24 protein-coding genes are annotated in these 23326 nt (G+C 31.2%); 12 read left to right on the forward strand and 12 right to left on the reverse strand.

What is annotated here, in order from left to right; genetic code table 11:
• Nucleotides 1–153 precede the first annotated feature (153 nt).
• Complete coding sequence (locus ACESR5_RS10485; protein ID WP_087936415.1) at nt 154–1140, reverse strand: nucleoid-associated protein; 987 nt, start codon at nt 1138–1140, stop codon at nt 154–156.
• Nucleotides 1141–1219: 79 nt separating this feature from the next.
• On the opposite strand from ACESR5_RS10485, the gene ACESR5_RS10490 reads away from it, so the two are divergent.
• Genes ACESR5_RS10490 through ACESR5_RS10505 form a run of 4 tightly spaced genes read left to right on the forward strand, consistent with a single transcriptional unit; the run spans nt 1220 to nt 3147 of the window.
• A complete protein-coding gene (locus ACESR5_RS10490) occupies nt 1220–1924 on the forward strand; it encodes a YaaA family protein (protein WP_373155615.1) in 705 nt (234 codons plus the stop codon).
• Nucleotides 1925–1943: 19 nt separating this feature from the next.
• Nucleotides 1944–2183, forward strand: a complete 240-nt coding sequence (locus tag ACESR5_RS10495; protein WP_129738607.1) for a hypothetical protein — start codon at nt 1944–1946, stop codon at nt 2181–2183.
• Nucleotides 2180–2815 (forward strand): GNAT family N-acetyltransferase, encoded by a 636-nt coding sequence (locus ACESR5_RS10500; protein WP_373155619.1) that lies wholly within the window; start codon nt 2180–2182, stop codon nt 2813–2815. Before ACESR5_RS10495 ends, ACESR5_RS10500 begins: the two co-directional genes overlap by 4 nt.
• A 2-nt stretch (nt 2816–2817) precedes the next feature.
• Nucleotides 2818–3147: an inorganic diphosphatase gene (locus ACESR5_RS10505; protein WP_087296850.1), complete on the forward strand. Its 330-nt coding sequence runs from the start codon at nt 2818–2820 to the stop codon at nt 3145–3147.
• 25 nt (nt 3148–3172) lie between these two features.
• Here ACESR5_RS10505 and ACESR5_RS10510 read toward each other — a convergent pair whose 3' ends face one another.
• Nucleotides 3173–3718 (reverse strand): DJ-1 family glyoxalase III, encoded by a 546-nt coding sequence (locus ACESR5_RS10510; RefSeq protein ID WP_087245685.1) that lies wholly within the window; start codon nt 3716–3718, stop codon nt 3173–3175.
• Nucleotides 3719–3833: 115 nt separating this feature from the next.
• Between ACESR5_RS10510 and ACESR5_RS10515 the strand changes: the two genes are divergently transcribed.
• Nucleotides 3834–5006, forward strand: coding sequence for an AI-2E family transporter (locus ACESR5_RS10515; RefSeq protein WP_373155622.1), 1173 nt, complete (start codon nt 3834–3836; stop codon nt 5004–5006).
• 23 nt (nt 5007–5029) lie between these two features.
• Here the strand turns inward: ACESR5_RS10515 and ACESR5_RS10520 are convergent, their stop codons facing one another.
• Nucleotides 5030–5761 (reverse strand): nitroreductase family protein, encoded by a 732-nt coding sequence (locus ACESR5_RS10520; protein ID WP_087304316.1) that lies wholly within the window; start codon nt 5759–5761, stop codon nt 5030–5032.
• Nucleotides 5762–5851: 90 nt separating this feature from the next.
• On the opposite strand from ACESR5_RS10520, the gene pepT reads away from it, so the two are divergent.
• The 3 genes from pepT to ACESR5_RS10535 all read left to right on the forward strand — a co-directional run bounded on the left by pepT (nt 5852) and on the right by ACESR5_RS10535 (nt 9588).
• Nucleotides 5852–7072, forward strand: a complete 1221-nt coding sequence (gene pepT, locus ACESR5_RS10525) for a peptidase T (RefSeq protein ID WP_373155624.1) — start codon at nt 5852–5854, stop codon at nt 7070–7072.
• Nucleotide 7073: 1 nt separating this feature from the next.
• Nucleotides 7074–8444, forward strand: coding sequence for an aminopeptidase (locus ACESR5_RS10530; protein WP_191492702.1), 1371 nt, complete (start codon nt 7074–7076; stop codon nt 8442–8444).
• A gap of 82 nt (nt 8445–8526) precedes the next feature.
• Nucleotides 8527–9588: a hypothetical protein gene (locus ACESR5_RS10535; protein ID WP_373155626.1), complete on the forward strand. Its 1062-nt coding sequence runs from the start codon at nt 8527–8529 to the stop codon at nt 9586–9588.
• Between the two features lie 133 nt (nt 9589–9721).
• On the opposite strand, the gene ACESR5_RS10540 is transcribed toward ACESR5_RS10535, so the two are convergent.
• From ACESR5_RS10540 to ACESR5_RS10565, 6 genes are all read right to left on the reverse strand, one after another.
• Nucleotides 9722–10687, reverse strand: coding sequence for an ABC transporter ATP-binding protein (locus ACESR5_RS10540; RefSeq protein ID WP_168080858.1), 966 nt, complete (start codon nt 10685–10687; stop codon nt 9722–9724).
• Nucleotides 10687–11688: an ABC transporter ATP-binding protein gene (locus ACESR5_RS10545; protein WP_168080860.1), complete on the reverse strand. Its 1002-nt coding sequence runs from the start codon at nt 11686–11688 to the stop codon at nt 10687–10689. Before ACESR5_RS10545 ends, ACESR5_RS10540 begins: the two co-directional genes overlap by 1 nt.
• A gap of 6 nt (nt 11689–11694) precedes the next feature.
• Nucleotides 11695–12693, reverse strand: a complete 999-nt coding sequence (locus ACESR5_RS10550) for an ABC transporter permease (protein ID WP_168080862.1) — start codon at nt 12691–12693, stop codon at nt 11695–11697.
• 10 nt (nt 12694–12703) lie between these two features.
• Nucleotides 12704–13648: an ABC transporter permease gene (locus ACESR5_RS10555; RefSeq protein ID WP_168080864.1), complete on the reverse strand. Its 945-nt coding sequence runs from the start codon at nt 13646–13648 to the stop codon at nt 12704–12706.
• A gap of 113 nt (nt 13649–13761) precedes the next feature.
• The gene (locus ACESR5_RS10560) at nt 13762–15417 is read right to left on the reverse strand and encodes an ABC transporter substrate-binding protein (RefSeq protein WP_373155629.1); all 1656 of its coding nucleotides are present in this window, start codon (nt 15415–15417) and stop codon (nt 13762–13764) included.
• A 222-nt stretch (nt 15418–15639) separates the two neighbouring features.
• Complete coding sequence (locus tag ACESR5_RS10565; protein ID WP_191341688.1) at nt 15640–16455, reverse strand: mechanosensitive ion channel family protein; 816 nt, start codon at nt 16453–16455, stop codon at nt 15640–15642.
• Nucleotides 16456–16633: 178 nt separating this feature from the next.
• Here ACESR5_RS10565 and ACESR5_RS10570 point away from each other — a divergent pair, with 178 nt between their 5' ends.
• From ACESR5_RS10570 to ACESR5_RS10580, 3 genes are all read left to right on the forward strand, one after another.
• A complete protein-coding gene (locus tag ACESR5_RS10570) occupies nt 16634–17503 on the forward strand; it encodes a DegV family protein (protein ID WP_087244499.1) in 870 nt (289 codons plus the stop codon).
• Between the two features lie 269 nt (nt 17504–17772).
• Nucleotides 17773–19515 (forward strand): ribonuclease J1, encoded by a 1743-nt coding sequence (gene rnjA / locus ACESR5_RS10575; RefSeq protein WP_087244498.1) that lies wholly within the window; start codon nt 17773–17775, stop codon nt 19513–19515.
• Complete coding sequence (locus ACESR5_RS10580) at nt 19512–20333, forward strand: metallophosphoesterase (protein WP_373155633.1); 822 nt, start codon at nt 19512–19514, stop codon at nt 20331–20333. The genes rnjA and ACESR5_RS10580 overlap by 4 nt, the downstream gene beginning before the upstream one ends.
• On the opposite strand, the gene ACESR5_RS10585 is transcribed toward ACESR5_RS10580, so the two are convergent.
• The 3 genes from ACESR5_RS10585 to ACESR5_RS10595 form a co-directional block, all read right to left on the reverse strand.
• Entirely contained in the window at nt 20327–21160 is an 834-nt protein-coding gene (locus ACESR5_RS10585) for a MurR/RpiR family transcriptional regulator (protein WP_087244496.1), read from the reverse strand. The two genes, ACESR5_RS10580 and ACESR5_RS10585, sit on opposite strands and share 7 nt — an antisense overlap.
• Nucleotides 21157–21918: a metallophosphoesterase gene (locus ACESR5_RS10590; RefSeq protein ID WP_087244495.1), complete on the reverse strand. Its 762-nt coding sequence runs from the start codon at nt 21916–21918 to the stop codon at nt 21157–21159. The genes ACESR5_RS10585 and ACESR5_RS10590 overlap by 4 nt, the downstream gene beginning before the upstream one ends.
• A gap of 110 nt (nt 21919–22028) precedes the next feature.
• A complete protein-coding gene (locus ACESR5_RS10595; protein ID WP_373155636.1) occupies nt 22029–22415 on the reverse strand; it encodes a DUF11 domain-containing protein in 387 nt (128 codons plus the stop codon).
• Nucleotides 22416–22536: 121 nt separating this feature from the next.
• Here ACESR5_RS10595 and ACESR5_RS10600 point away from each other — a divergent pair, with 121 nt between their 5' ends.
• Nucleotides 22537–23163, forward strand: a complete 627-nt coding sequence (locus tag ACESR5_RS10600; protein ID WP_158093999.1) for a PTS sugar transporter subunit IIB — start codon at nt 22537–22539, stop codon at nt 23161–23163.
• The last annotated feature ends 163 nt before the right edge of the window (nt 23164–23326 follow it).

The raw sequence follows: 23326 nt of genomic DNA on the forward strand, positions 1-23326 counted from the left end.
CTATCACAGCCTCTATTTTATTATGCCCATTTCTTAAGATTATGAATATATTGAAAAATGTAACTATAATGACATGTACTAACCTTCTGTCAATGAAAAAGTATGACTCAAAAATGCTTCTTCTATCTTCAAATCATACTTCTTGTTTGAATATTATTTGACAATAACTTCACTGACATCTTTCAATAAAATAGAATATGTTCCATCTTCCTGTTTCACTTTTTCTACCTTATCTCCAGATAAGTATTCTTCTATTGGTAAGCTAATTTCAATATCATCATCTAACACTAGCTTACATTTATCCATTGATGTTAAAGATAAGCTTTCAATACGATCTTCTTCATCAATGCCTAAATCTTTCATCATGATTTCACTTTCTTCCTGTGCCTGACCATCAGATTCCAATACTTTTTTCACAATTTCTAATGGTTTAACAGGTTGATTTGTATCAATTCTTTCCTGAATTTCATGCTTCATTAAAGGTAAAGCTTTTCCATCATTGACATTATAAATATCATCCATCTTTTTCACAACTTTTTTCATTGTTGACATTTTTTGTTTATCCGTCAACTTTTCTTCACCTTTAATCCACTGTGCATTCAAATAGAAATCCATTCTTCCATCAATCATATATTTCTTTTCAATTAAAAATAATTTTTTAGCATCCACATTCACAACAATCGCTTCATCCACAGGAGAACCCATTGTTGGTAAAACCTGTTTTTTGGTAATACGAATGTTTTCTTCATCAATCACACTCATAGGAATATAACGATAGTTGAGCTTTAAGGCTGCCACATATCTTTCCCCATTTTTATAACAATCCACAAACAGCACATTACTGTTAGGCATTTCTTCTATAACTGAACCTAACGCAAATAACTTGTCCGTCATTTCATGTGCCTGTTTGATAAATTCTTCATCACTTTCAATCATCTTGTCACTTCTTAACATCATTTCATGTAAAGAACCAACTGTTAATTCTTTGAGTGAAGGAGAATTTAAAGCTTTTTCTACTTTCTTACGATAATAATCAATAGATGTTTCATTCATATCGACAAAGTCAGTAGAATGATAAATCTTACGATGTTCAAAATCTAACATATGCATTAAAATTTTATTTATGACTATTGTATTCATCTTACCACCCGCAAAGATTATAACATATTTCTTTATCTATGACATTAAATACTTTATAATAATCTCGAGGTGAAATAATATGAAAATTGTCATTGCCCCAAGTAAAACAATGAAATATCAAAAGATTCCTTTTGTTGGTAGTAAACCTTTATTTCCAGAAGAAACACAATATCTTACAAACATTTTAAAACAATATAATGATGAACAGTTATGTCAACTCATGAAAATATCTTATAAACAGGCGACTCAAGTGTATCAGTATTTTCATGAAGAACAGACTGCTCATCCTGCTTTAGCTTTTTATCAAGGAACAGTTTTTAAACAACTTGAATTAGCATCTTATATGAATCATCAAGACTACTTATCTGAACACTTATGTATTTTAGATGCTTACTATGGTGTTTTAAAATACAATACTTTGATAACGCCTTATCGTTTAGATATGACAATGAAACCTGATCATATTAACTTATATGATTATTGGTATACACCTTTATATCAACACTTTGAACAAGTTGATTTCATTATTTCTTTAGCATCTAAAGAATTTACCAATATGTTAAGACATCCTCATATCTATTTTATAGATTTCATGATCAATGATCAGGGGAAAATGAAAAGAAACGCCATGATTATTAAAAAAGCACGTGGTCAGATGTTAAATCAGATGGTCTTAAATGAAATTTGTACATTAGATGAATTGAAAACACTCAATATTGATGGTTTTACATATCAGCCAGATTATAATCAAGAAGGTACTTTAGCATTCGTCAAAGTACTATAATATAAAAAGGGAGATTGTTATGTTAAAAAGTGAAAAAGTTATTGTTATTGGGATTGGATCTTTTATAGGGTTGTTTATCTTGAACTCTTATTTTTTATCTTATATTCTATCATTTCTTATTGTAGGTGGAGATGACTATGTGCTTTCATATATGATGCCAATATACAGTGGTATTGCACTGATTGGAGCCATTATCATCTGTTGTAGCTACATCATTGTCAAAAAAATAAATCAACTAAGAGAGGAAAGAAACAAATGATTACCATTCGTCATGAAGGGAAAAAAGATTATATGACAGTAGAAAATGTTATTAGACAATCCTTTTATAACGTTTATATGCCTGGATGTTATGAACATTATTTAGCACATATCATTCGTAATCATGAAGATTTTATTCATGAATTAGATTTTGTTTTAGAAAAAGATGGAAAAATTATTGGGAATATCATGTATACCAAAGCAAAGCTTATAGATGAAAATAAAAATGAAAAAGTTGTTCTCACTTTTGGTCCTGTCTGCATTTTACCTGAATATCAAAAACAGGGTTATGGAAAAAGACTGATTGAACACTCCATGAAAGAAGCCTATCAGCTTGGATATGATACTATTGTCATTTTAGGCAATCCTGGAACTTATGTTCGTTTGGGATTTCAAAGCTGTAAAGACTTTCATGTCAGTCTGGCAAATGGAAAATATCCAACAGCATTGCTGGTGAAAACTTTAGTTCCTCATGTTTTAGATCATCACTCATGGACTTATTATGAAAGTCCAGCTATGGCATTTGATCCACAAGTTGCGAAAGATTTTGATGATTCCTTAGAAAAAATGGAAAAGATACATCTTGCCAGTCAAGATGAATTTGCGATTATCAGTCGCTCATTTATAGAATAAATATGCAAGTTACCGTGACTATTGATCGTCCTATGGGCAGTTTTCACCCTCAACATAAAAATCTATATTACCCTATTAACTATGGATACATTGAAGGAATCATAGGTGGTGATGGAGAATATCAAGATGCCTATGTTATTGGTGTTGATATACCTTTATCTCATTTTACAGGAAAAGTCATTGCCATTATTCATCGTTTCAATGATAATGAAGATAAATGGGTTATTGCTCCTATATCAAAAACCTATACAAAAAAAGAAATAGAACAATATGTCTATTTCCAAGAACAATTCTTTGAATATGAAATTGAAATGATGATTTCACATTTCTAACGACTTTCTATGAGAGAAGTCGTTTTTACTTTACTAAATAATGATATTGCATACCTTCACGAATATCTTTTGAAGGCTGTCCTAATTTTTCTAAGATTGTATAGGCAAATTCCAAAGCAGCGGCAGGTCCACGTCCTGTAATCATATTCTGATCACAGCATACTAATACATCCTGATAAATCCCTGAAGGAATTTCTTTTTCAAATCCTGGATAACAAGTGAATTTCTTATTGCTTATGACATTGGCTTTTTCTAATGAAATAGGCCCTGCACAAATGGCTCCAATCCATTTTCCCTGTTCATTAAAACTTTTTAAAATATCTATCACTCTTTGATCATCACGAAGAGATGTCGCTCCAGGTAAACCACCAGGTAAAACAACAATATCCACATCATAAACACTTTCATCAAACAATTGATCCATTTTGACTTCTATACCATGTGAACTTTTAACACTCATTGCATCCATTCCAACCATTAGACATGTCAATTGTGCTCTTCTTAACACATCAACAACACTTAATGCTTCTAATTCTTCAAAACCATCTTTAAATAAAACAGCTGCTTTCATCTTCATTCCTCCTTTGATGCTTTTCTTTATTTTAACATATTTTTTTAAATAAACAATGAACTACACTTTTATAAGCAATTATGTTATGATTATAACCATAAAAGAAGGTGAACCTATGATTGACAAAAGTCAAATAGTCAAAAAAAATAAAACAATTTTTTATTTAACATATGCCATTTTACTGGCTTTTGTTGTTTTTAATTATGAAACTGTTTTTGCTATACTCAGTGATATCTTAGCACTTGCGACACCTTTATATATCGCTATTATTATCGCTTTTATTTTAAATATACCTATGCGTAAGATTGAACATTTGTATGGTAAAAAGATCAAACGTAAAGGACTGAAAAGAGGTTTAAGTATTGCAACAACATTAATATTGGCTGTTATCTTGATTATTCTCTTTTCAGCATTTATTATTCCTAGACTTGGTGAAAGTATTGCCTTAATTATTACAAATATTTTTAATTATGCTGATCGTCTCGTCACAATGATTAATGATGCCTTAGCTCATTTCCATATCAATTATGCGATTAATTATGAATCTATTCAACAGGCTCTAACAAGCCTTGATTTGAATCATTTGCTTTCTCAAAGTGGTAATATTTTAGGGAATGCTGGAATTCATCTTATTTTTCAATCTATTGGTATCTTTGGTGTTTTTATTAATGCGATTACATCTTTTATTATGGCTATCTATTTACTGGCCAATAAAGAAACGCATTTAAGACAGTTAAAGAAAATTGTGACTTTCTTATTTGGATATCATCGTTCATTGGTGATTTTTGATATTGGTGCCGAAGCCAATCATTATTTTAATGGTTTTGTTTCTGGTCAGCTGTTAGAAAGCTGTATTTTAATGTTTTTAATGTATGTCGGCTTTAGAATAACAGGCTTACCTTTCCCAGAATTGATTGCCTTTATTATTGGTATTTCCAGTCTTATTCCAATGTTTGGAGGTTATTTTGGATTTGCGGTCAGTTTTATTTTAGTATTAGCTATTAACTCTACACAAGCTATTATCTTTACAATCTGCTTTGTGATTATTCAGCAATTTGAAGCCAATATTATTTATCCTCGTGTTGTAGGCGGAGCTGTTGGTATTTCTGGATTATATGTCTTATTATCATTAGTTATTTTTGGAAACTTATTTGGATTCTTTGGATTATTAATTGCGGTTCCAAGCATGGCTTTAATCTATGCTGTAGGAAGTCGCGTTGTTAATATTTCATTATATCGTAAACATATTGAAATCACAGATAAAACGATTAAAAAATTTGATGAGTAAAAACGGACATTTTGTCCGTTTTATTATTTCCATGATTCGATCATCTTTTTAACAGAGCGATTCATTTCCTTACGATATTGCGCATGAAATTTTCTTTTCGCAAAAGCCTGTATATAATTTTTGAGTTCATCTTCATTTTTACCAGTCTGTTTAATAAACATCTGTTTTGTTTCATCCATTGTTTTATGATGATAAGTATTGACACTTACCATATCTGCTAAATCAAAACGCTGTGGTTTTGGACGATTTTGTTGTTGTAGCGTTGGTTTTCCTAAAACAAGTAAAGTTGCTGGAATGGCATACTTTGGTAAATCAAAAAGCTTTTGATGAATTTCAAAATTTTCTAAAATATCCCCAATATAACATGATCCTATTCCTAAAGACCATGCTGCTACGACTGCATTTTGCGCCGCAATCATACAATCTTCCAAAGCTAAGATCAAATCAGACTCTTCCAATGGTTGGATATCTTTATCATAGTGAGTATATATATCATACCATTTTTGATAATCAGCTAAAAAAAGCAAAACCATAGGTGCCTGACTAATAAATGGCTGATGATCACAAGTGATAGCGAGCTGATCTTTTAAGGACTGATCCTGTATATCAATAATAGAATAAAGAGCCATATTGCCTGCTGTCGGTGCCTGTAAGGCAGATTTTAATATCCATTCTTTTTCCTCTGGCGTTATGATTTCATCACTATAAGCACGAACAGATTTTCTGTCAAATAATTCCTGAATTGTTTGATTCATTTTCAATACCTCCCTATTTATGATTATATCATAATCATGGATTATTTGTGAATTTCCATGTATAATAAGAGAGAAAGCGAGGTAAGATGAATGAGTATAGAAGAAAGATTTTTAAAATATATTAGTTTTGATACACAATCTGATCCTCAATCTTCAACAACACCTTCTTCTATGAAACAATTAGAACTAGGAAAATATCTTGTCGAAGAAATGAAAAAGATTGGTATTGAAGATGCTCACTTGGATCAAAGTGGTATTGTTTATGGAACAATTCCAGCAAACAGTGATCATGGCAAAGTCATTGGTTTTGTTGCCCATATGGATACTTCTCCTGATGCTTCTGGTCAAAATGTCAAACCACAAATCATTAGAGATTATCAGGGAACAACAATTACTCTTAATCAAGAGAAAGAATTATATCTTGATCCTCATGAATTTCCTGAACTTCTCAATGTGATTCATCATGATTTAATCACAACTGATGGAACAACATTGCTTGGTGCAGATGATAAAGCTGGGGTTGCGATTATCATGAGTATGGCTGAATATCTTTACCATCATCCTGAAATCAAGCACAATGATATTAAGATTGCTTTTACTCCTGATGAAGAAGTCGGTCGAGGAACTGAAAACTTTGATGTAGAAGCTTTCCATGCTGATTATGCTTATACAATTGATGGTGGTAATATTGCTGAAATTGAATATGAAAACTTTAATGCATTTAGTGCTGTCGTAGAAATCACAGGGAAAAGTATTCATCCTGGAAGTGCTAAAAATGCGATGATTAACTCTATTCGCATTGCTCAGGAATTTGATGCTATGTTACCAGTTCATGCCAGACCAGAATATACAGAAGGATATGAAGGTTTTAATCATCTTGAAAATATTCAGGGAAAATGTGAAAAAACAGTGATGGAATACATCATTAGAAATCATGAATTAACATTAGCTAAAAAACAATGTCAGGATTTTGAAAATATTGCTGCATTCTTAAATCAAAAGTATGGATATCCAATGGTTAAAGTCACAATTGAACAAAGTTACTTAAATATGCGTGAACATATTGAACAACATATGTATATCGTTGAAAATGCCATGGCAGCCATGAAAGAATGTGGTATTGAGCCATATGCTGTACCTATTCGCGGAGGTACTGATGGTGCTAATTTAACATATATGGGACTTCCTTGTCCAAATCTAGGAACTGGTGGATATAATTTTCATGGACCTTTTGAATATGTATCATTAACAATGATGAAAAAACAAGTAGAAGTTCTATTAAAAATAATTGAAAGAAATGAGGTTATATAAAATGTACGCAAAAAATGCTTGGGACAAATACGAAAGTAATCAATATCAAGATGTTATGGATTTTAATGAAGGTTATAAAGCTTTCTTAACAGCCGGTAAAACAGAAAGAGCTTGTGTAAAAGAATCTGTTGAACTTGCTAAAAAAGCTGGTTTTCAAGATATTGAAAATATGGACAGTTTAAAACCTGGAGATAAATTCTATGTAATCAATAAAGATAAAAACTTAGCTTTATTTATTATGGGAGAAAAACCATTAGTTGATGGAATGAGAATCTTAGGAGCACATATTGATTCACCACGTTTAGATTTAAAACAGAATCCACTTTATGAAAGTGATGGTTTTGCTTTATTAGATACTCATTATTATGGTGGTGTTAAAAAATATCAATGGGTGACTATTCCTTTATCATTATATGGTGTTGTTATTAAAAAAGATGGAACTAAGATTGATGTTGTGATTGGTGAAGATGATCATGATCCTGTTGTAGGTATTACAGATTTATTAATTCATTTATCTGCTGATCAAATGCAAAAAACAGCTGCGAAAGTGATTGAAGGAGAAAATTTAGATGTGACATTAGGAAGCATTCCTTTAAAAGATACTGAAAAAGATGCTGTTAAAGCGAATATTTTAAAACTTCTTCAAGAAAAATATGATATTGAAGAAGAAGATTTCTTAAGTGCAGAAATTGAAGTTGTACCAAGTGGCCCTGCCAGAGATTATGGTTTAGATAGAAGCATGGTTATGGGTTATGGACATGATGATCGTGTCTGTGCTTATACATCTTTAAAAGCTATTTTAGATATTCAGGAAATCCCACAATATACATCTTGTTGTATTTTAGTTGACAAAGAAGAAATTGGTAGTGTTGGTGCGACTGGTGCTCAATCTTTATTCTTTGAAAATACAATTGCTCAAATCTTACACTTATGTGGTGATGATACATTCTTATCTGTTAGAAAAGCTTTAGCTCATTCTATGATGTTATCAAGTGATGTCAGTGCTGGTTTTGACCCATTATATAAAGAAGTGAATGATCCTAAAAATGCTGCATATCTAGGAAAAGGAATTGTTTTCAATAAATACACTGGTTCTCGTGGTAAGAGCGGAAGCAATGATGCTAATCCTGAATACTTTGCTAAAATTAGAAATGTTATGGATCAAGCTGGTGTCCATTTCCAAACTGCTGAACTTGGTAAAGTTGATCAAGGTGGTGGAGGTACTATTGCCTACATCTTAGGAAATTATGATATGAATGTTATTGATGCAGGAATTGCTGTTTTAAACATGCATGCTCCTCATGAAATCGTATCAAAAGTCGATGTTTATGAAGCTTACTTAGCTTATACACAATTCTTACTTCAATTATAAAAAGCTCATCATGAGCTTTTTTTCTTACATAGACAAGTTTAGTTGTCTTTGATATAATAACCACATTAAGGAGGAAATTCTTATGAAAATTAAGTTCATTCATTATAAACCTTATGAATATGAGTTATTACAGGAAGAATTAGATAAATTAGGTAAACAAGGATACAGCACAAATGATTTATCTATAATCTCATTTTTTAGAAAGAAAGATAAACCAGTTTATTATACAATTGATTTTTTTAATCCTACAGGTTCCTCAAAAATTTCTCAAAGAACAAGTCATTATCATTTTATTGATCAAAAAGAAGAACAGGGTTTAAAATATATTTATAGTAAAAATAATATGTATGTCTTTACTTCAAATGAAGAAAAAAACTTTCCTTTTCACCATGAATCAAAAATAGATGCTTTATCATTCAAAATAAGACTTTCGTCTTTGATTTATTTTATCATTGCTCTTATTATTTCCATCATGTATCTTAATTATTTACTTCATGCATCTTTTGATCAGTTTAACAGCTATGGTATCACAACAACTTACATTGGAATCATTTTCTTATTAATAACAGTTTTATATAGAAATTTCTGTAATTTTTATGGTATAAGTAGCTTTTATAAACAAATACAAAGTGATCAGCCACATTTCCAGATTAAAAAACTAAAATTCTTTAGAACTCTGTATTCTTTCCTTGCAATACTATCATTCATCCTGGTTGTTGGTGGTTTAGCCGAAGATACTTTCAATGCTAAATCTTTTACACCTGAACAACATGCCATATTACAGTTAAATGATTTTGATATTCAAAAGTCAACTGAGCTATCAACACAATCTTATGCAAGCTTTACTATCCCACATACTTATATTTCTTTAGAAACTGCAAAACAGGGTAATGAAGCTCTCTATATTAAAGAATACCAGTTTAATTCATCTCAACGTGCTCAACACATATTTGAACAGATAAAAAGTGAACCTCAACTTTATGGAAGTAATAAAATAAAAGAAGATCATTCTTGTATTTATGGTTATGCAGATAATCAATTGGTTTCACTTGTTTTATTACATAAACAATCAGTTATCATTGTCATGCCATCTTTTGAATTATCACAAGAAAATATCACTATTATTCAAAACTATTATAAATAATTTATATAAAAAAATCCTACTTTTTCATAGGATTTTTTTATATAAACTCATATATATCTCATGTTAGAATTATTCAATAAAAAAACTCTATACATACCTCATGTATAAGAGTCTTTTTATTATCTAGACATTTTTATTTTACAAGTGGGTGATGACAAGCAACGAAGTGTCCTGGTTTTACTTCTTCTAAAGAAGGTTTATTTGTCTTACATTCTTCTGTTGCATAACGACATCTTCCAGCAAATGGACAACCAGCTGGGAGATTAATTGGGCTTGGTACATCACCTTCAAGAATGATACGCTGTTTATCTTTTTCTAATTGAGGATCAGGAATTGGTACAGCAGATAATAACGCTTCTGAATAAGGGTGTAATGAATGAGAATATACTTCATCACTTGTTCCTAATTCTACCAAATGTCCTAAATACATAACTGCAATACGATCTGAAATATATCTTACAATATCCAAATCATGCGCAATAAATAAGTATGTTAATCCTAATTTTTTCTGTAAATCAATTAATAAGTTAATAACCTGTGATTGGATTGATACATCTAACGCTGAAATTGGTTCATCACAAACTAAAAATTCTGGTTCAATAGCCAAAGCTCTGGCAATACCAATACGTTGACGTTGTCCACCTGAGAACTCATGAGGGAAACGGTTTGCATGTTCTTTATTTAAACCAACAAGTTCAAGTAATTCATGAACTCTTTGCTTTCTTTTTTCAGGTGTATACATCTTATGAATTTCCATACCTTCAGCAATAATAGATTCAACAGTCATACGTGGATTTAATGATGCATAAGGATCTTGAAAAATCATTTGTGCATGTTTTGCATATTCAGCACGTTTTTTTGAATTCTTAATATGCATTTCTTGTCCATCATAAATAATTTTTCCATCTGTTGGTTCATAAATCCCCATAACAACACGTCCAAGTGTTGATTTACCACAACCAGATTCACCAACAAGACCTAAAGTCTCACCTTTTTTAATATCTAAAGTAACACCATTAACAGCTTTTAATATTCCACCTTCTACTCTAAAGTGTTTAGAGACATTATCAACTTTTAATAAAATATTTTCATCAGCCATTATGATTTTCCTCCTTGAGATGATGGGCAATCTTTATGTAATAACCAGCATGAAGCTTCATGACCATCATTTAATTTGAAAATTGGTGGTTGTTTATTTTGACAAATTTTCATACATTTTTCACAACGTGATGCAAAAGCACATCCTTTTGGTGGATCTAATAAATCAGGTGGTGTTCCTGGAATTGATGATAATTTATCAGATTTATTCGTATCATGTTTTGGTAAACTGTTCAGTAAGGCAACTGTATATGGATGAGATGGATTATAGAAGATATCCTTAGCTGCACCTGTTTCAACAACTTTTCCAGCATACATAACAGCAATTCTATCAGCAAGTGATGCTACAACTCCTAAATCGTGAGTGATTAAAACAATTGCTGTTCCAGTTTTCTTTCTGATATCATCTAACAAATCAATAATCTGTGCCTGAATCGTAACGTCCAACGCTGTTGTTGGTTCATCAGCAATCAATAGTTTTGGGTTACATGATAAAGCCATCGCAATCATAGCACGTTGACGCATCCCACCAGAGAACTGATGTGGATATTGATTTGCTCTTTCTTCTGCATTAGGAATTTGTACTAATTTTAACATTTCAATAGCTTTCGCATTTGCTTCTTCTTTAGAAAGTTTTTGATGGTGAACAATCGCTTCAACAATTTGTTTACCAACCTTCATTGTTGGATTCATACAAGTCATTGGATCCTGAAAGATCATACTGACTTCTTTTCCACGAATCTTTTGCATATCTTCTTCTGGAGTATGAATAATATCTATTCCTGATAAAGTCAATTCACCAGATTTAATTCTTGCTGGTGGCATAGGATTTAGTTTCATGATTGTTTGTGCAGTAACACTTTTTCCACATCCTGATTCACCTACGACAGCCAATACTTCACCTTCGTTAACGTGATAAGACACTCCACGAACAGCTTGAACTTCACCAGCATAAGTATCAAATGAAACATATAAATCTTTTATATCTAATACACGATTCATCGATGATTACCTCCTTAACTTAGGATCAAATGCATCTCTCAATTTATCGCCTAATAAATTGAAGCTAAGCATTGTTAAACTAATAAATAATGCAGGAATAACTAATTCAATTGGATATTGCTGGAAGAACTGACTTCCGTTATTAGCAAGTGTTCCCATTGATGCTAATGGAACTGGAACACCTAAACCAATATATGATAAGAATGCTTCAGTGAAAATAGCATTAGGAATAGCTAAAGTCAAGTTAACAATAACAACTGATAAAGTATTAGGAACTAAATGTTTTGCAATAATACGTGTTGGTGAAGCTCCCATACTTTTTGCAGAAATAACAAATTCCTGTTCTTTCAAACGAATAACTTCTCCACGAACCAGCCTGGCCGTTCCAACCCAACCGACAAGTGAATAAGCAAAAATGATTGTCATAACACCTTTTTCCATAACCAAACTTAACAAAATAATGATTAATAGATAAGGAATACCGTTAATGATTTCAACAACACGCATCATAATATTGTCAGCTAATCCACCGAAATATCCTGAAATACCACCGTAAATAACACCAACAATCACATTAATAAAAACTGCAGCAAGAGCAATTGTTAAAGAAATTCTTGCTCCATAGAATATACGTGTAAACTGATCACGACCCAAATCATCTGTACCAAATATATGCATATGGTCACCAGCGTTATAAAATAAACCAGCATGAGTATGTTCAATATGTTGTTCAGAAATAGTATATGGAGAAAACATTGGAACAGCGACTGACAAAATTCCTAAAACAATTAAGAAAATAATAATAGTCATAGCAACTTTATCTTTTCTAATACGATTGAAAGCATCTTTCCAGAAGCTGACACTTGGTCGTCCAATCGCTTGCATTTTTTCTTCATCCTGACCAACCCATTCAAATTCTTCTGCGTCAATATCGCAATCAGGTGAAAGAACATCTTCATCTACTAAAGAAATTTCATTTAATTCTTGTTCTACTTTCTTTTCCATGACTCTCCCCCTATTCTTTCACATTAGCAACATTAACACGAGGGTCAATGACACCATATAATAAATCGACAACTAAAATAGCGACAATTAAGAATACACCATAAAATAATGTAACTCCAGCAATCATTGTAAAGTCATTTTGTGTAATTGAATCAACAAAATAACGCCCCATACCTGGAATTGTAAATATCTTTTCAACAACGAAACCACCAGTTAAAACTGCTGCTGCAGTTGGACCTAAAACAGTAAGTACAGGCATCAATGCATTACGTAAAGCATGTTTCCATAAAATCTGTTTTTCAGAAAGACCTTTAGCTTTTGCAGTTTTAATATAATCTGAGCTTAAAACATCTAGCATACTTGTACGCATCAAACGTGAAACTGTAGCTAGCGAACTAAAACTCAAAGCCAATGCAGGCAGAATCATTTGATTCAAACTTCCCCATCCTGTAATCTGGAAAAGTCTTAATCCTGTCCACTGATAAAGTTTCAATGCCAAGAAATATTGCAATAAAGAGGCAATAATAAAACTTGGGATAGAAACACCGATAACAGATAATACCATCGCAAATGTATCTGTTTTCTTTCCTCTACGAATAGCTGCAAGTGCTCCTAAGAATACCCCAGCGATAACAGCGAAAATTAAAGATACCATACCTAATTGGAATGATACTGGGAAAGTTTCCATAATAATATCCATAACTGGACGATTATATATAATTGAAGTTCCTAAATCTCCCTGAAAAGCATTCACAACAAAGATAAAAAATTGTTCTAAAATGGGTTTATCTAACCCATAGAATTTCTCTAATGCCGCAAGTGTAGCAGGATCAAACCCTTTACCAGTACTGAATGGATCTCCAGGTAAGTTATGCATCATTAAAAATGTTAATAGCATTAATACAAAAATTGTTAACAACGCATATATAACTCTTTTAACTACATATTTTAACATTTTTTCACATCCTTTTTTAAAAAACACTTTTTTTTCATTCAATAAAGATGGGCTATATTAGCATATAGCCCAGTCTAAAATAATTATCATATTAATATGAAATTTTTATTTAATTATTGTTCAATATATGCATAGTTTAAGTTAATATCTTGGAATGCAGTTCTTACAACACCTTTTACACTTGGATTCAAGATATAATCTTTATTTCTATTATATAAGAAACCAACTGGTTGTTCATCAGCTAAAATTTCTTCAGCTTTCTTTAATTCTGCAAAATATTTATCTTGATCAGCAATAGTTTGTGCATTAGTAACGATTTCATCGTATTCTGGATTTGCATATCCTGCATGGTTATTTAAACTATCGCTTAAATATAAGTCTAAATATGTCATAGGGTCATTATAATCTGGTCCCCATCCAGCTAATACGAAGTCATAATTTTTCTTATCCATATCAGCTAAACGTGCTTTGTAAGTTTTTTGATCAACTTCAACAGTTAAACCTAAATTTGTTTTTAATTGTTCTTGAATATAGTTAGCTTGTTTTACAGCAGAAGTTGTTTCATCACATAATAATTTTGGTTTGAAAGTTTCTAAAGTTAATCCTTCTTCAGCTAAACCTTCTTCTAGTAATTTTTTTGCTTCTGCAAAATCTTTACGTACTAAGATATCTCCACAATATTCACCAAATTTACCATTAGTAATTGCTGGTGGTGTAAACATGTTAGAAACTTTTGAATGTTTTGATAACATGATTTTTTCAACTAATGATTGTACATCAATACCTGAAGTAATTGCTTGACGTACTTTTTTATTGTTAAATCCTTTGCTTGTGAAGTTGTATTCAAAATACCAAGCTCCACCATCATCAAAGTTTGCTAATTGATCTTTATATTGATCATCTGCTTCTAATGTTTGAACTTGTTCACCGTTAACTTCCATCATATCTAAGTTACCAGCTTTGTATTCATTTAAAGCAGTATTAGCATCAGCAATCATTTTCATTGTGATTTTGTCTAATTTAACAGAATCTTTGTCCCAATAATTATCATTTTTAGTTAATTCTAATGATTCATTATGAGTCCATTTTGTAATAGTAAATCTACCATTATAAAGTAAGTTTGTTTCAGTAGTACCATATTTTTTATCATATCCACCCATTTCTTCATATGCTTTTTGATTTACTGGGAAGAATGATGGGAATGCTAATAAGTCTAATGCATATCCAAATGGTTCAGTAAATTCTACAACGAATGTATAGTCATCTACTGCTTTCCATCCAGCATATTGATCAATAACTTTTTGAGCTTCTTCAGTGCTTAATCCTTTAGTTTTAGCATAAACTTCTTCAGCACCTTTAATTTTTGATTTCCAAGTACTTGCATAAGTTGCTCCAGTATTTACATTGAAATGAGTATCAAATGCAAATTTGAAATCTTGTGCAGTAACAGGATCACCGTTACTCCATTTTGCATCTTTTCTTAAGTGGAATGTATAAGTTTTGCTATCATCAGATACATCCCAAGTTTCAGCAACACCAGGAACGATTTCATCGTTTTCTTTTTGCATTACTAAACCTTCCATACAATGTCTAAGAACGTTCATAGACCCTGTACTTGTAGTCAAAATTGAATTTAATTCAGGTGGCTCCTGTCCCAAATTCACTGTGACTTCGTTTGCGTGTGTTTGTGCATTTCCACCACCACATCCAACTAACATAGCTAAGCATGTTACAGAAGCGGCAGCTTTTGCAAACCAATTCTTTTTCATTATTTAATTTCCCTCCTCCAAAATAACCAATCACGTTAGTTATTTTCTACTAATATATCACAACTCTTTTAAGATTGCTATACTTTTTTTAATGTTTTTTTGCTTTTTTGTCATAACCCAACCGAAACACACGTTTTTTTGTATTTTAACTAAATATAGATATTATTTTTTGACATCTGTATACAATTATATCGGTATTGTATGAATGTTTAAACATTTTTTCTATGATTTTATATCATTTTGTTGAATATGGACATCAATTTGTTGTGATGGAATTTTGATATTTTGTTCTTTGAAAATATCTCTGACTGCTACCCACAAATCATCATTCAAATCATAAAAATATTCATTTTTAGACCATACCCATATTTGCATGGAAACACTTCTTTCTTTATATTCGCCAATTTTCACAACTGGTGCTGGTTCCTTTAAAGCATATGGATGCTGATCTATAACTTTCATAAGAGCACTCTTAAATTTTTGAACATCGCTATCAGGATGTAATTCTACCGTCATAGTCACACGACGGATATCTTCATGTGAATAATTGACAAAACTAGATGAAACCAGATCATTATTAGGAATAACAACCATTTTATTATCAAATGTCATGACAATTGTATATAGAAGCTGTATTTCCTGAACAGTTCCTACATAGCCATCTATTTCTATAATATCTCCTTTAATAAATGGTTTAGAAAATAAAATCGTAATACCTGAAGCAACACCTTTCATAGAGTCTTGCAAGCCTAATGCAATAGCGGCTCCAGCTGTTGTTAAAACAGCTACTAATGATGTTGTAGGTACACCTAACTGTGCAATGACAGTAATAATCACAATAATTTTTAATCCTATATTTAATATAGATATAACAAAATTCTCAATAATCGCATCAATCTGACTTCTTCTCATCATCTTTGAAAGAATATGTAATATTATTTTCACAGCATACCATCCAACTATAAATATAATGGTAGCTTCTATGACACTCATACCAAAGCCAGCATATTTTTCAATCAATCGATCTAGCATTTTCATTCCTCTTTTCTTTTTTCATTATCTTATCACATTCACAATCTATATCATATCTTTTTTGCAATTTTATATGAATATATCATTATTATTTTCACCCTAGAAATATATCGCAATGCACAAAAAGAGTTGCATTATTTTTTTATTTAGATACAATAATATTATTAACATAAGGAGGAATTTCATGAAAGTAGCAATTATGACTGACAGTAATAGTGGAATTACGCAAAGTGAAGCCAAGGAATTAGGAATTTTTGTTTTACCTATGCCTTTTACTATTGATGGTCAGGAATATAAAGAAGATATCAATCTGACTCAAGAAGAGTTTTATGATAAGTTAATGAATGGAGCTGAAGTTTTTACTTCACAGCCAGCCGCTGGAGAAGTGACGGCTTTCTTTGATCGTATTTTAGAAGATTATGATCAGATTGTGCATATTCCAATGTCAAGTGGTTTAAGTGGTTCTTGCCAGACTGCTATGATGTTAGCTGATGATGAAGATTATAAAGGAAAAGTCTTTGTTGTAGACTCACAACGTATTTCTGTGACTCAAAAACGGGATGTTTTGGATGCCATGGCATTAGCGAAACAAGGTAAAGATGCAAAAGAAATTCATGATATCTTAATGGAAAATAAATTCAATGCATCTATCTATATTACTGTGAACACTTTGGAATATTTAAAAAAAGGTGGTCGTATTACACCAGCTGCTGCAGCCTTAGGAGGATTATTAAAAATCAAACCTGTTCTCACAATTCAAGGTGAAAAATTAGATTCTTTCCAAAAAACACGTACAATGCAAAAAGCATCAAAAATAATGATTGAAGCCCTTCAAAAAGATATTAAAGAACGTATTGATCCAATACACGAAGATATGTCAGAGGCTCATATCATGATTGCTTATACATATGATAGAGATTTGGCACTTGAATTCAAAAAAGAAGTGGAAGAAGCTTTCCCAAATCATGAAGTCATTTGTGACCCACTTTCATTAAGTGTTGCTTGTCATATTGGACCTCATTCTTTAGCAATTGGTGCATGTAAAAAGATTTAACGGCTACTCAAAGGAGTAGCTTTTTTGTTAAATTCGTATCTTCTATTTGCATTTCACTATATTTTCAGTTATGATACAGTATGTCAATAAGATAGATTTTCATTTTTCAACATTTTTTTATCATAATAATAGATAAAATAGAGAGCACTAATGAAAAAACATATGAAAAATGGTATAATATATATAAGTATAGATACTTTCATCATGCTGTTGAAAACTATCTCAAAAAGACATTCATTATAAATCAATAGAAAGAAAGGTGAGAATGAATGGCAGATATGCCTCAAAAACGTTCTTTTCAAAGAAGAACATCCTATAATAATAAAAACAAACATAAAAAAGAATCATTATCCACTGATACAAAAGTTTTTGCTTTAGGTGGTCTTAACGAAGTTGGAAAAAATATGTATTGCATTGAACACAATGATGAATTGGTCATTATTGATGCCGGTGTTAAATTTGCAGAAGATGGACTTCCTGGAATTGATTATGTCATTCCAGACTATACATATTTAAAACGTAACCAAAAGAAAATTAAAGCTTTATTGATTACGCATGGACATGAAGATCATATTGGAGGAATTCCTTTTCTATTACAGGTTGTGAACATTCCTTTTATATATGCTTCACCATTAGCTTGTGCCATGATTAGAAGAAAGCTTGAAGAAAAACGTTTAACTCAAGCTACAAAATTGATTCAAATTAATAATTTATCGCAGGTTAAAACAAAATATTTTAATATTGGTTTCTTTAAAACTAACCACTCTATTCCTGAATCTTTAGGAATTGTTGTGAACACACCTAATGGTCGCATTGTTTCGACTGGAGATTTTAAATTTGATTTAACACCAGTTGGTGATCCTGCTGATTTTCAGGTTATGTCCTTTTTAGGTGAAACAGGTGTGACTCTTCTTTTAAGTGATTCTACGAATGCTGAAGTTCCTAACTTCTCCATTAGCGAAAAACAGGTTGCTTATAGTGTACAAGAAGAATTCAGAAAGACGGAAGGTCGCTTAATTGTTGCGACATTCGCTTCTAACGTCCACCGTGTTCAACAGATTATTGATGCGGCTGTTAAATTCAATCGTAAGATTTTAGTATTTGGTCGTTCTATGGAAAACAATATTCAGGTTTCTAGAAAACTGGGATATATTAAATGTCCTGACCGTTTCTTTATTAAAAATGATGAAGCTAAAAACTTACCTGATAATGAAATTTTAATTCTATGTACTGGTAGCCAAGGAGAAGCGCTTGCTGCATTAAGCCGAATTGCGAATGGAACACATCGTCAAGTTTCTATTAAACCAGGAGATACTGTTGTCTTTTCATCAAATCCAATTCCTGGAAATGCCAGCAGTGTCAGCAAGGTTATCAATAAATTATACCGTGCTGGTGCCAGAGTTTTAACTAATGAAGCCATCAATAACTTACATACTTCAGGACATGCCTCTCAAGAGGAACAAAAATTAATGTTATTATTAACACGACCTAAATATTTCTTCCCGGTTCATGGGGAATACCGTATGTTAAAAATTCATGCGAAGTTATTTGAAGAAGTTGGACTCACAAAAGGAAACGCCTTTGTTTTATCTAATGGTGATTCTATTCTTTTACACAATGAAGAAGCACGTCTTGGACCACGTATTCATGTTGATGATATCTATGTAGATGGTAATGATATTACTGGTTTATCTACTGCTGTCTTAAGAGACCGTCAGATTTTAAGTGAAGATGGTATGGTTTCAGTCCTTATTTCTATGGACTCTCGCGGAGGATGTTTATTAAATAAACCAATCATTATGTCACGTGGTTTTGTGTATATGCAAGATAGCAAGGATATGATTCGTGAAGCTGAGTTGTTGGTTAGTCGAGAACTTTCTAAATTATTAAAAAGAAAAACAACTTTTGGTGAAATCAAAAATACAATCAGGGATACATTGGCTCCTTATTTCTATCAGAAAACAAAAAGAAATCCAATGATTATTCCTGTCATTATGAATAAAAAAGTATGAAAAAGCTGATTAGACGATTAATTTTATTATTAATCGTCTTTGGTTTATGTTTTCTCGGTTATTATGTTTATGCCATTTCACCAGAAGATTATGAATTTCATGAACAAAAATATATAAGTTCTCTTGTTTCTTCACAATTAAATGGCTTTAAAATTGCTTTCATATCAGATGTTAATCTCACTGACCAAGATAGCATCACACGTTTTGAAAAAATTGTTGATGAATTAAATGAATATCCATTTGATATGGTTATCTTTGGTGGAGATTTATATGATGAACAAGTTTTTAAAGCTGATGAAGTTTCTCAAATCTTAAAAAAGATTCAATGTCAGTATGGTAAATTAGCTGTTCTTGGTGAACATGATGAAGCTTCATCATTAGAAGTCACACAAGTGTTGAATAATGGTGGTTTTGAAGTTCTCAGCAATGAAACAAGACCTATTTATTATAAGGAAACCAATTTTACTTTAGTTGCCTATGATAATGAATATGATTTTTCTCAATTCAAAACATCTCAAGATAAATTGATTCTTGGCATTTCACACCAGCCTGATACATTTACACAAGCCAAAAATGTTGTGGATTTACAATTATCAGGACATAGTTATGGTGGTTCTGTATATCTGCCTTATTTGGGTGCTATGTTCCCAATTGAGGGAGCTAAGACTTATAATCATGGAAAATATGAAGAAAAAAATGCGACATTAATCGTTTCTAATGGATTAAGCGGTCCTTCTTCATTCCCATATAAAGTGTTATGTCCAAATCAGGTGAATTTTGTTGTCTTAACTTCAAAAAGCAACGATACTTCTCAGTAATCGTTGCTTTTTTCATTGCTTTTCATACCGTATTTAAGATGATATAAGGCTTCTAATACTTCAAAGATATATGTAATAGAAAATTTACCAATCAATGAATGATGATCATTTCCTACTCTTAAAATCATATCGACCTTATCACTATATGGAAACTCCTCTAATTGTGTAATAGCAATCACATATGCTTCTGTCTTCACCAGTTCTCTCATTGTTTCAATATGATCTTTGAAAAAACCACCAGCAATAGAAGATACAATAATTAAATCACAATCCTTTAAAGTTTTATAAATGTTTTTTTGTTGTTCCAAAGGATACATAGCCACACAATCTTTACCCAAATAACAAAGTTCAATCTGTAATTGCATTGACACTGACTGAGTAAAGAAATTACCTGCAAAACAGATATGTTTGGCATCATGAATTTTATCTACAATATAGATCAAATCTTCATAACGAATATTATCATACGTATCCTGAAGATTGCGAATTACATTTTGAAAATGATTCTTAAAAATTTCTTTTCCTTCTCCTATTGTTTCAGGTGATGGAAGCTGATGATCAAAAAGTAATCTTTTTGCATCTTGATTAAAATAATGAAGATTCATTGTAACATCTTTTTTAAAATCAGCAAATGATTCATAATTCAATTTACGACAAAGTCTGGAAATAGTTGCTGTGGATACATAACACATTTTCGCAACATCAGTAATACTACTCTCTGGAATCTTATAAATATTCTGTAATATTTTCTTTGCTGCACCCCAATAGACATCATGAATATTTGTCATATTGATGAAGTTTATCAAATTATAGAAGGCACTTCTCATTGAGATTGTCCTTCCTCATATTTAATGACTGTAACCTCACCGTTTGTTAAACATAAACAATTCAGCTGACCTTTATTCCCTACTGCCAAACCACCATCAATTGCAATTTTATTATGATAATCTGGATCATACCAGATATCAAATGAATGATCATCATTAATAAAGCAACAAGGTGTATGTCCAAAGATGTACGTGTAATCTGGATTTGCTTCATTCAAATAGAAATATTCTCGAATCCATGCTAAAATTTCTTCATCATTTTCTTCTAATGGGATTTCTGGGTCTACCCCAGCATGTACCAATACATAGTGCTTTCCATTCAAATCTAATTCATAATAACTTGGCAATGAATCAATAAATGAAATTAATTCTTTGATAAACATACGTTTTAAATCAAAATACTCTTCATAAGGAATGTAATCTTTTTGTAAATACTCTCTAATACTATCAATTGTTTTATGCCCACCATTTTGTTTCCATAAACGATATGGGTTCGATCTTTCTGAATCCAAATCATTATATTTCAAAGCAGCCAGCATAGATTGACGCATCATAATTTCATGATTACCCTTAATCATATGAATATTATCCATCGCCTTTACAAAATAATAAATATCAATACTATTAGGTCCACGATCCATAATATCCCCTAATATATAAAGTTCATCATTTTCAGTAAAACCAATACGCTCTAATAACAATTGAAGCAATACAAATTGTCCATGAAGATCTGATATAACAAATATTCTTTTTTCCATATATCATCACCCCATTACATTCTATCATAATTATATTTTTTTATAAACTAAACCCACTTTTATTTTAAAAAAAATTATGTCTTTAAAAGAGAAATAGAGGTCAAAGACCTCTATTCTGTAATACGCACTTGGAAAACAATTTCAGTAGTTGACATTGGATCAATAGATGGAATCACATAATAAAGTGTATGATTATCAATTGCGGGTGTTTGTTCATGACCATTAACATAAAATGAATCTTCCACATATTCCACATTTTCATCCATATAATCACTAAAGACAACTTGTGTTTCTTTTACCAATGATGGATTCTTAATTTTAATTGTATAAGTGAGTGTTTCTCCCTGACACGCTTCTTCTTTATCCACTTTTTTACAAATATGAAGTGGTTTTTTCACTAATGTTTCCACATCATTGCTGACACTTGTATGACAAGATGTTTTCACTTGTGCAGTATTGCACACACGAGAACGTTTCAGAAATTTCCCTCCTTCCATTTATAAGTTATGCAAATTCATTGTGTTGTTCTGTTCATTTACAACGTTTCTTTTCTTTTTTTGTAAAAATTATCTATTTTTTAAAAAATAGTATATGATAAAAGAAGTAGGTGAGAAAATTATGTTTGATGAATTCTATCGTACAATTTATAATCAATTATTTTTTAAATGGATTCTGTGTCATGATAAACAATATCAACAAGATCATATTCAGTATCATGTGGAAACAGAAAATGAAAAATTAAAAGTTATCTGTTTGTCTACAACAAAAGTGAAAGGGAAAATAACGATTTGGTATAATAATATCGTAGAAGAAGAGATTTTGCGTATCAAAGATGAAAAACTTGTCTTTTATTTACATTTTACGATTACTGATTTGGCACAATGTTATCACTTATTCCATAAATTTTATCAAACCATCATTCAGTATACCCAACAAAAAGAATGGAAAATTGCGCTCTGTTGTACTGGTGGTTTATCAACTTCTGTATTCATTGAAGAAATGCAACAAGTCTGTGAACTGGAAAACCTACATTTTCAGCTCGTTTCATTATCATTAGATCAGCTTTATCAAAATTATCAAAACTATGATGCCTTGTATCTGGCACCACAAATTGCACATATGGAACCTGAAATTCTAGCTTATACCCAACATCAAATTCCAGTTTATTGTATTGATGCAACTTTATTTGCGACGAAAAACTATCGTGGCATTATTCAAACAATTCAAAAAAACATTCAAGCATAGATATATTCTATGTTTTTTTCATATCATTTTTACATGATTTTCCATATTTACTCTATGATTCTTTGTTATTTATTTTTTATATTTTAATAAAGGAGCTAACTATATAAAATTCAAGTCATTTGATGAAAAAGTTTGAAAATGTTAAATGATTTGATTATGGTAG

Origin of the sequence: Clostridium sp. AUH-JLR23 (assembly GCF_964238065.1) — a bacterium.
GTDB lineage: Bacteria > Bacillota_I > Bacilli_A > Erysipelotrichales > Coprobacillaceae > Allocoprobacillus > Allocoprobacillus merdigallinarum.

Excerpts from the sequence above, each read along its gene's own strand:
- ACESR5_RS10535 (WP_373155626.1), top strand. The coding sequence starts at position 8,527 with ATGAAAATTAAGTTCATTCATTATAAACCTTATGAATATGAGTTATTA.
- ACESR5_RS10490 (WP_373155615.1), top strand. The coding sequence starts at position 1,220 with ATGAAAATTGTCATTGCCCCAAGTAAAACAATGAAATATCAAAAGATT.
- ACESR5_RS10485 (WP_087936415.1), bottom strand. The coding sequence starts at position 1,140 with ATGAATACAATAGTCATAAATAAAATTTTAATGCATATGTTAGATTTT.
- ACESR5_RS10560 (WP_373155629.1), bottom strand. The coding sequence starts at position 15,417 with ATGAAAAAGAATTGGTTTGCAAAAGCTGCCGCTTCTGTAACATGCTTA.
- ACESR5_RS10510 (WP_087245685.1), bottom strand. The coding sequence starts at position 3,718 with ATGAAAGCAGCTGTTTTATTTAAAGATGGTTTTGAAGAATTAGAAGCA.
- ACESR5_RS10580 (WP_373155633.1), top strand. The coding sequence starts at position 19,512 with ATGAAAAAGCTGATTAGACGATTAATTTTATTATTAATCGTCTTTGGT.
- ACESR5_RS10570 (WP_087244499.1), top strand. The coding sequence starts at position 16,634 with ATGAAAGTAGCAATTATGACTGACAGTAATAGTGGAATTACGCAAAGT.
- ACESR5_RS10545 (WP_168080860.1), bottom strand. The coding sequence starts at position 11,688 with ATGAATCGTGTATTAGATATAAAAGATTTATATGTTTCATTTGATACT.
- ACESR5_RS10515 (WP_373155622.1), top strand. The coding sequence starts at position 3,834 with ATGATTGACAAAAGTCAAATAGTCAAAAAAAATAAAACAATTTTTTAT.
- ACESR5_RS10595 (WP_373155636.1), bottom strand. The coding sequence starts at position 22,415 with ATGGAAGGAGGGAAATTTCTGAAACGTTCTCGTGTGTGCAATACTGCA.
- ACESR5_RS10555 (WP_168080864.1), bottom strand. The coding sequence starts at position 13,648 with ATGTTAAAATATGTAGTTAAAAGAGTTATATATGCGTTGTTAACAATT.
- rnjA (WP_087244498.1), top strand. The coding sequence starts at position 17,773 with ATGGCAGATATGCCTCAAAAACGTTCTTTTCAAAGAAGAACATCCTAT.
- ACESR5_RS10495 (WP_129738607.1), top strand. The coding sequence starts at position 1,944 with ATGTTAAAAAGTGAAAAAGTTATTGTTATTGGGATTGGATCTTTTATA.
- ACESR5_RS10565 (WP_191341688.1), bottom strand. The coding sequence starts at position 16,455 with ATGAAAATGCTAGATCGATTGATTGAAAAATATGCTGGCTTTGGTATG.
- ACESR5_RS10530 (WP_191492702.1), top strand. The coding sequence starts at position 7,074 with ATGTACGCAAAAAATGCTTGGGACAAATACGAAAGTAATCAATATCAA.
- ACESR5_RS10505 (WP_087296850.1), top strand. The coding sequence starts at position 2,818 with ATGCAAGTTACCGTGACTATTGATCGTCCTATGGGCAGTTTTCACCCT.
- ACESR5_RS10590 (WP_087244495.1), bottom strand. The coding sequence starts at position 21,918 with ATGGAAAAAAGAATATTTGTTATATCAGATCTTCATGGACAATTTGTA.
- ACESR5_RS10550 (WP_168080862.1), bottom strand. The coding sequence starts at position 12,693 with ATGGAAAAGAAAGTAGAACAAGAATTAAATGAAATTTCTTTAGTAGAT.
- ACESR5_RS10585 (WP_087244496.1), bottom strand. The coding sequence starts at position 21,160 with ATGAGAAGTGCCTTCTATAATTTGATAAACTTCATCAATATGACAAAT.
- ACESR5_RS10600 (WP_158093999.1), top strand. The coding sequence starts at position 22,537 with ATGTTTGATGAATTCTATCGTACAATTTATAATCAATTATTTTTTAAA.
- pepT (WP_373155624.1), top strand. The coding sequence starts at position 5,852 with ATGAGTATAGAAGAAAGATTTTTAAAATATATTAGTTTTGATACACAA.
- ACESR5_RS10540 (WP_168080858.1), bottom strand. The coding sequence starts at position 10,687 with ATGGCTGATGAAAATATTTTATTAAAAGTTGATAATGTCTCTAAACAC.
- ACESR5_RS10500 (WP_373155619.1), top strand. The coding sequence starts at position 2,180 with ATGATTACCATTCGTCATGAAGGGAAAAAAGATTATATGACAGTAGAA.
- ACESR5_RS10520 (WP_087304316.1), bottom strand. The coding sequence starts at position 5,761 with ATGAATCAAACAATTCAGGAATTATTTGACAGAAAATCTGTTCGTGCT.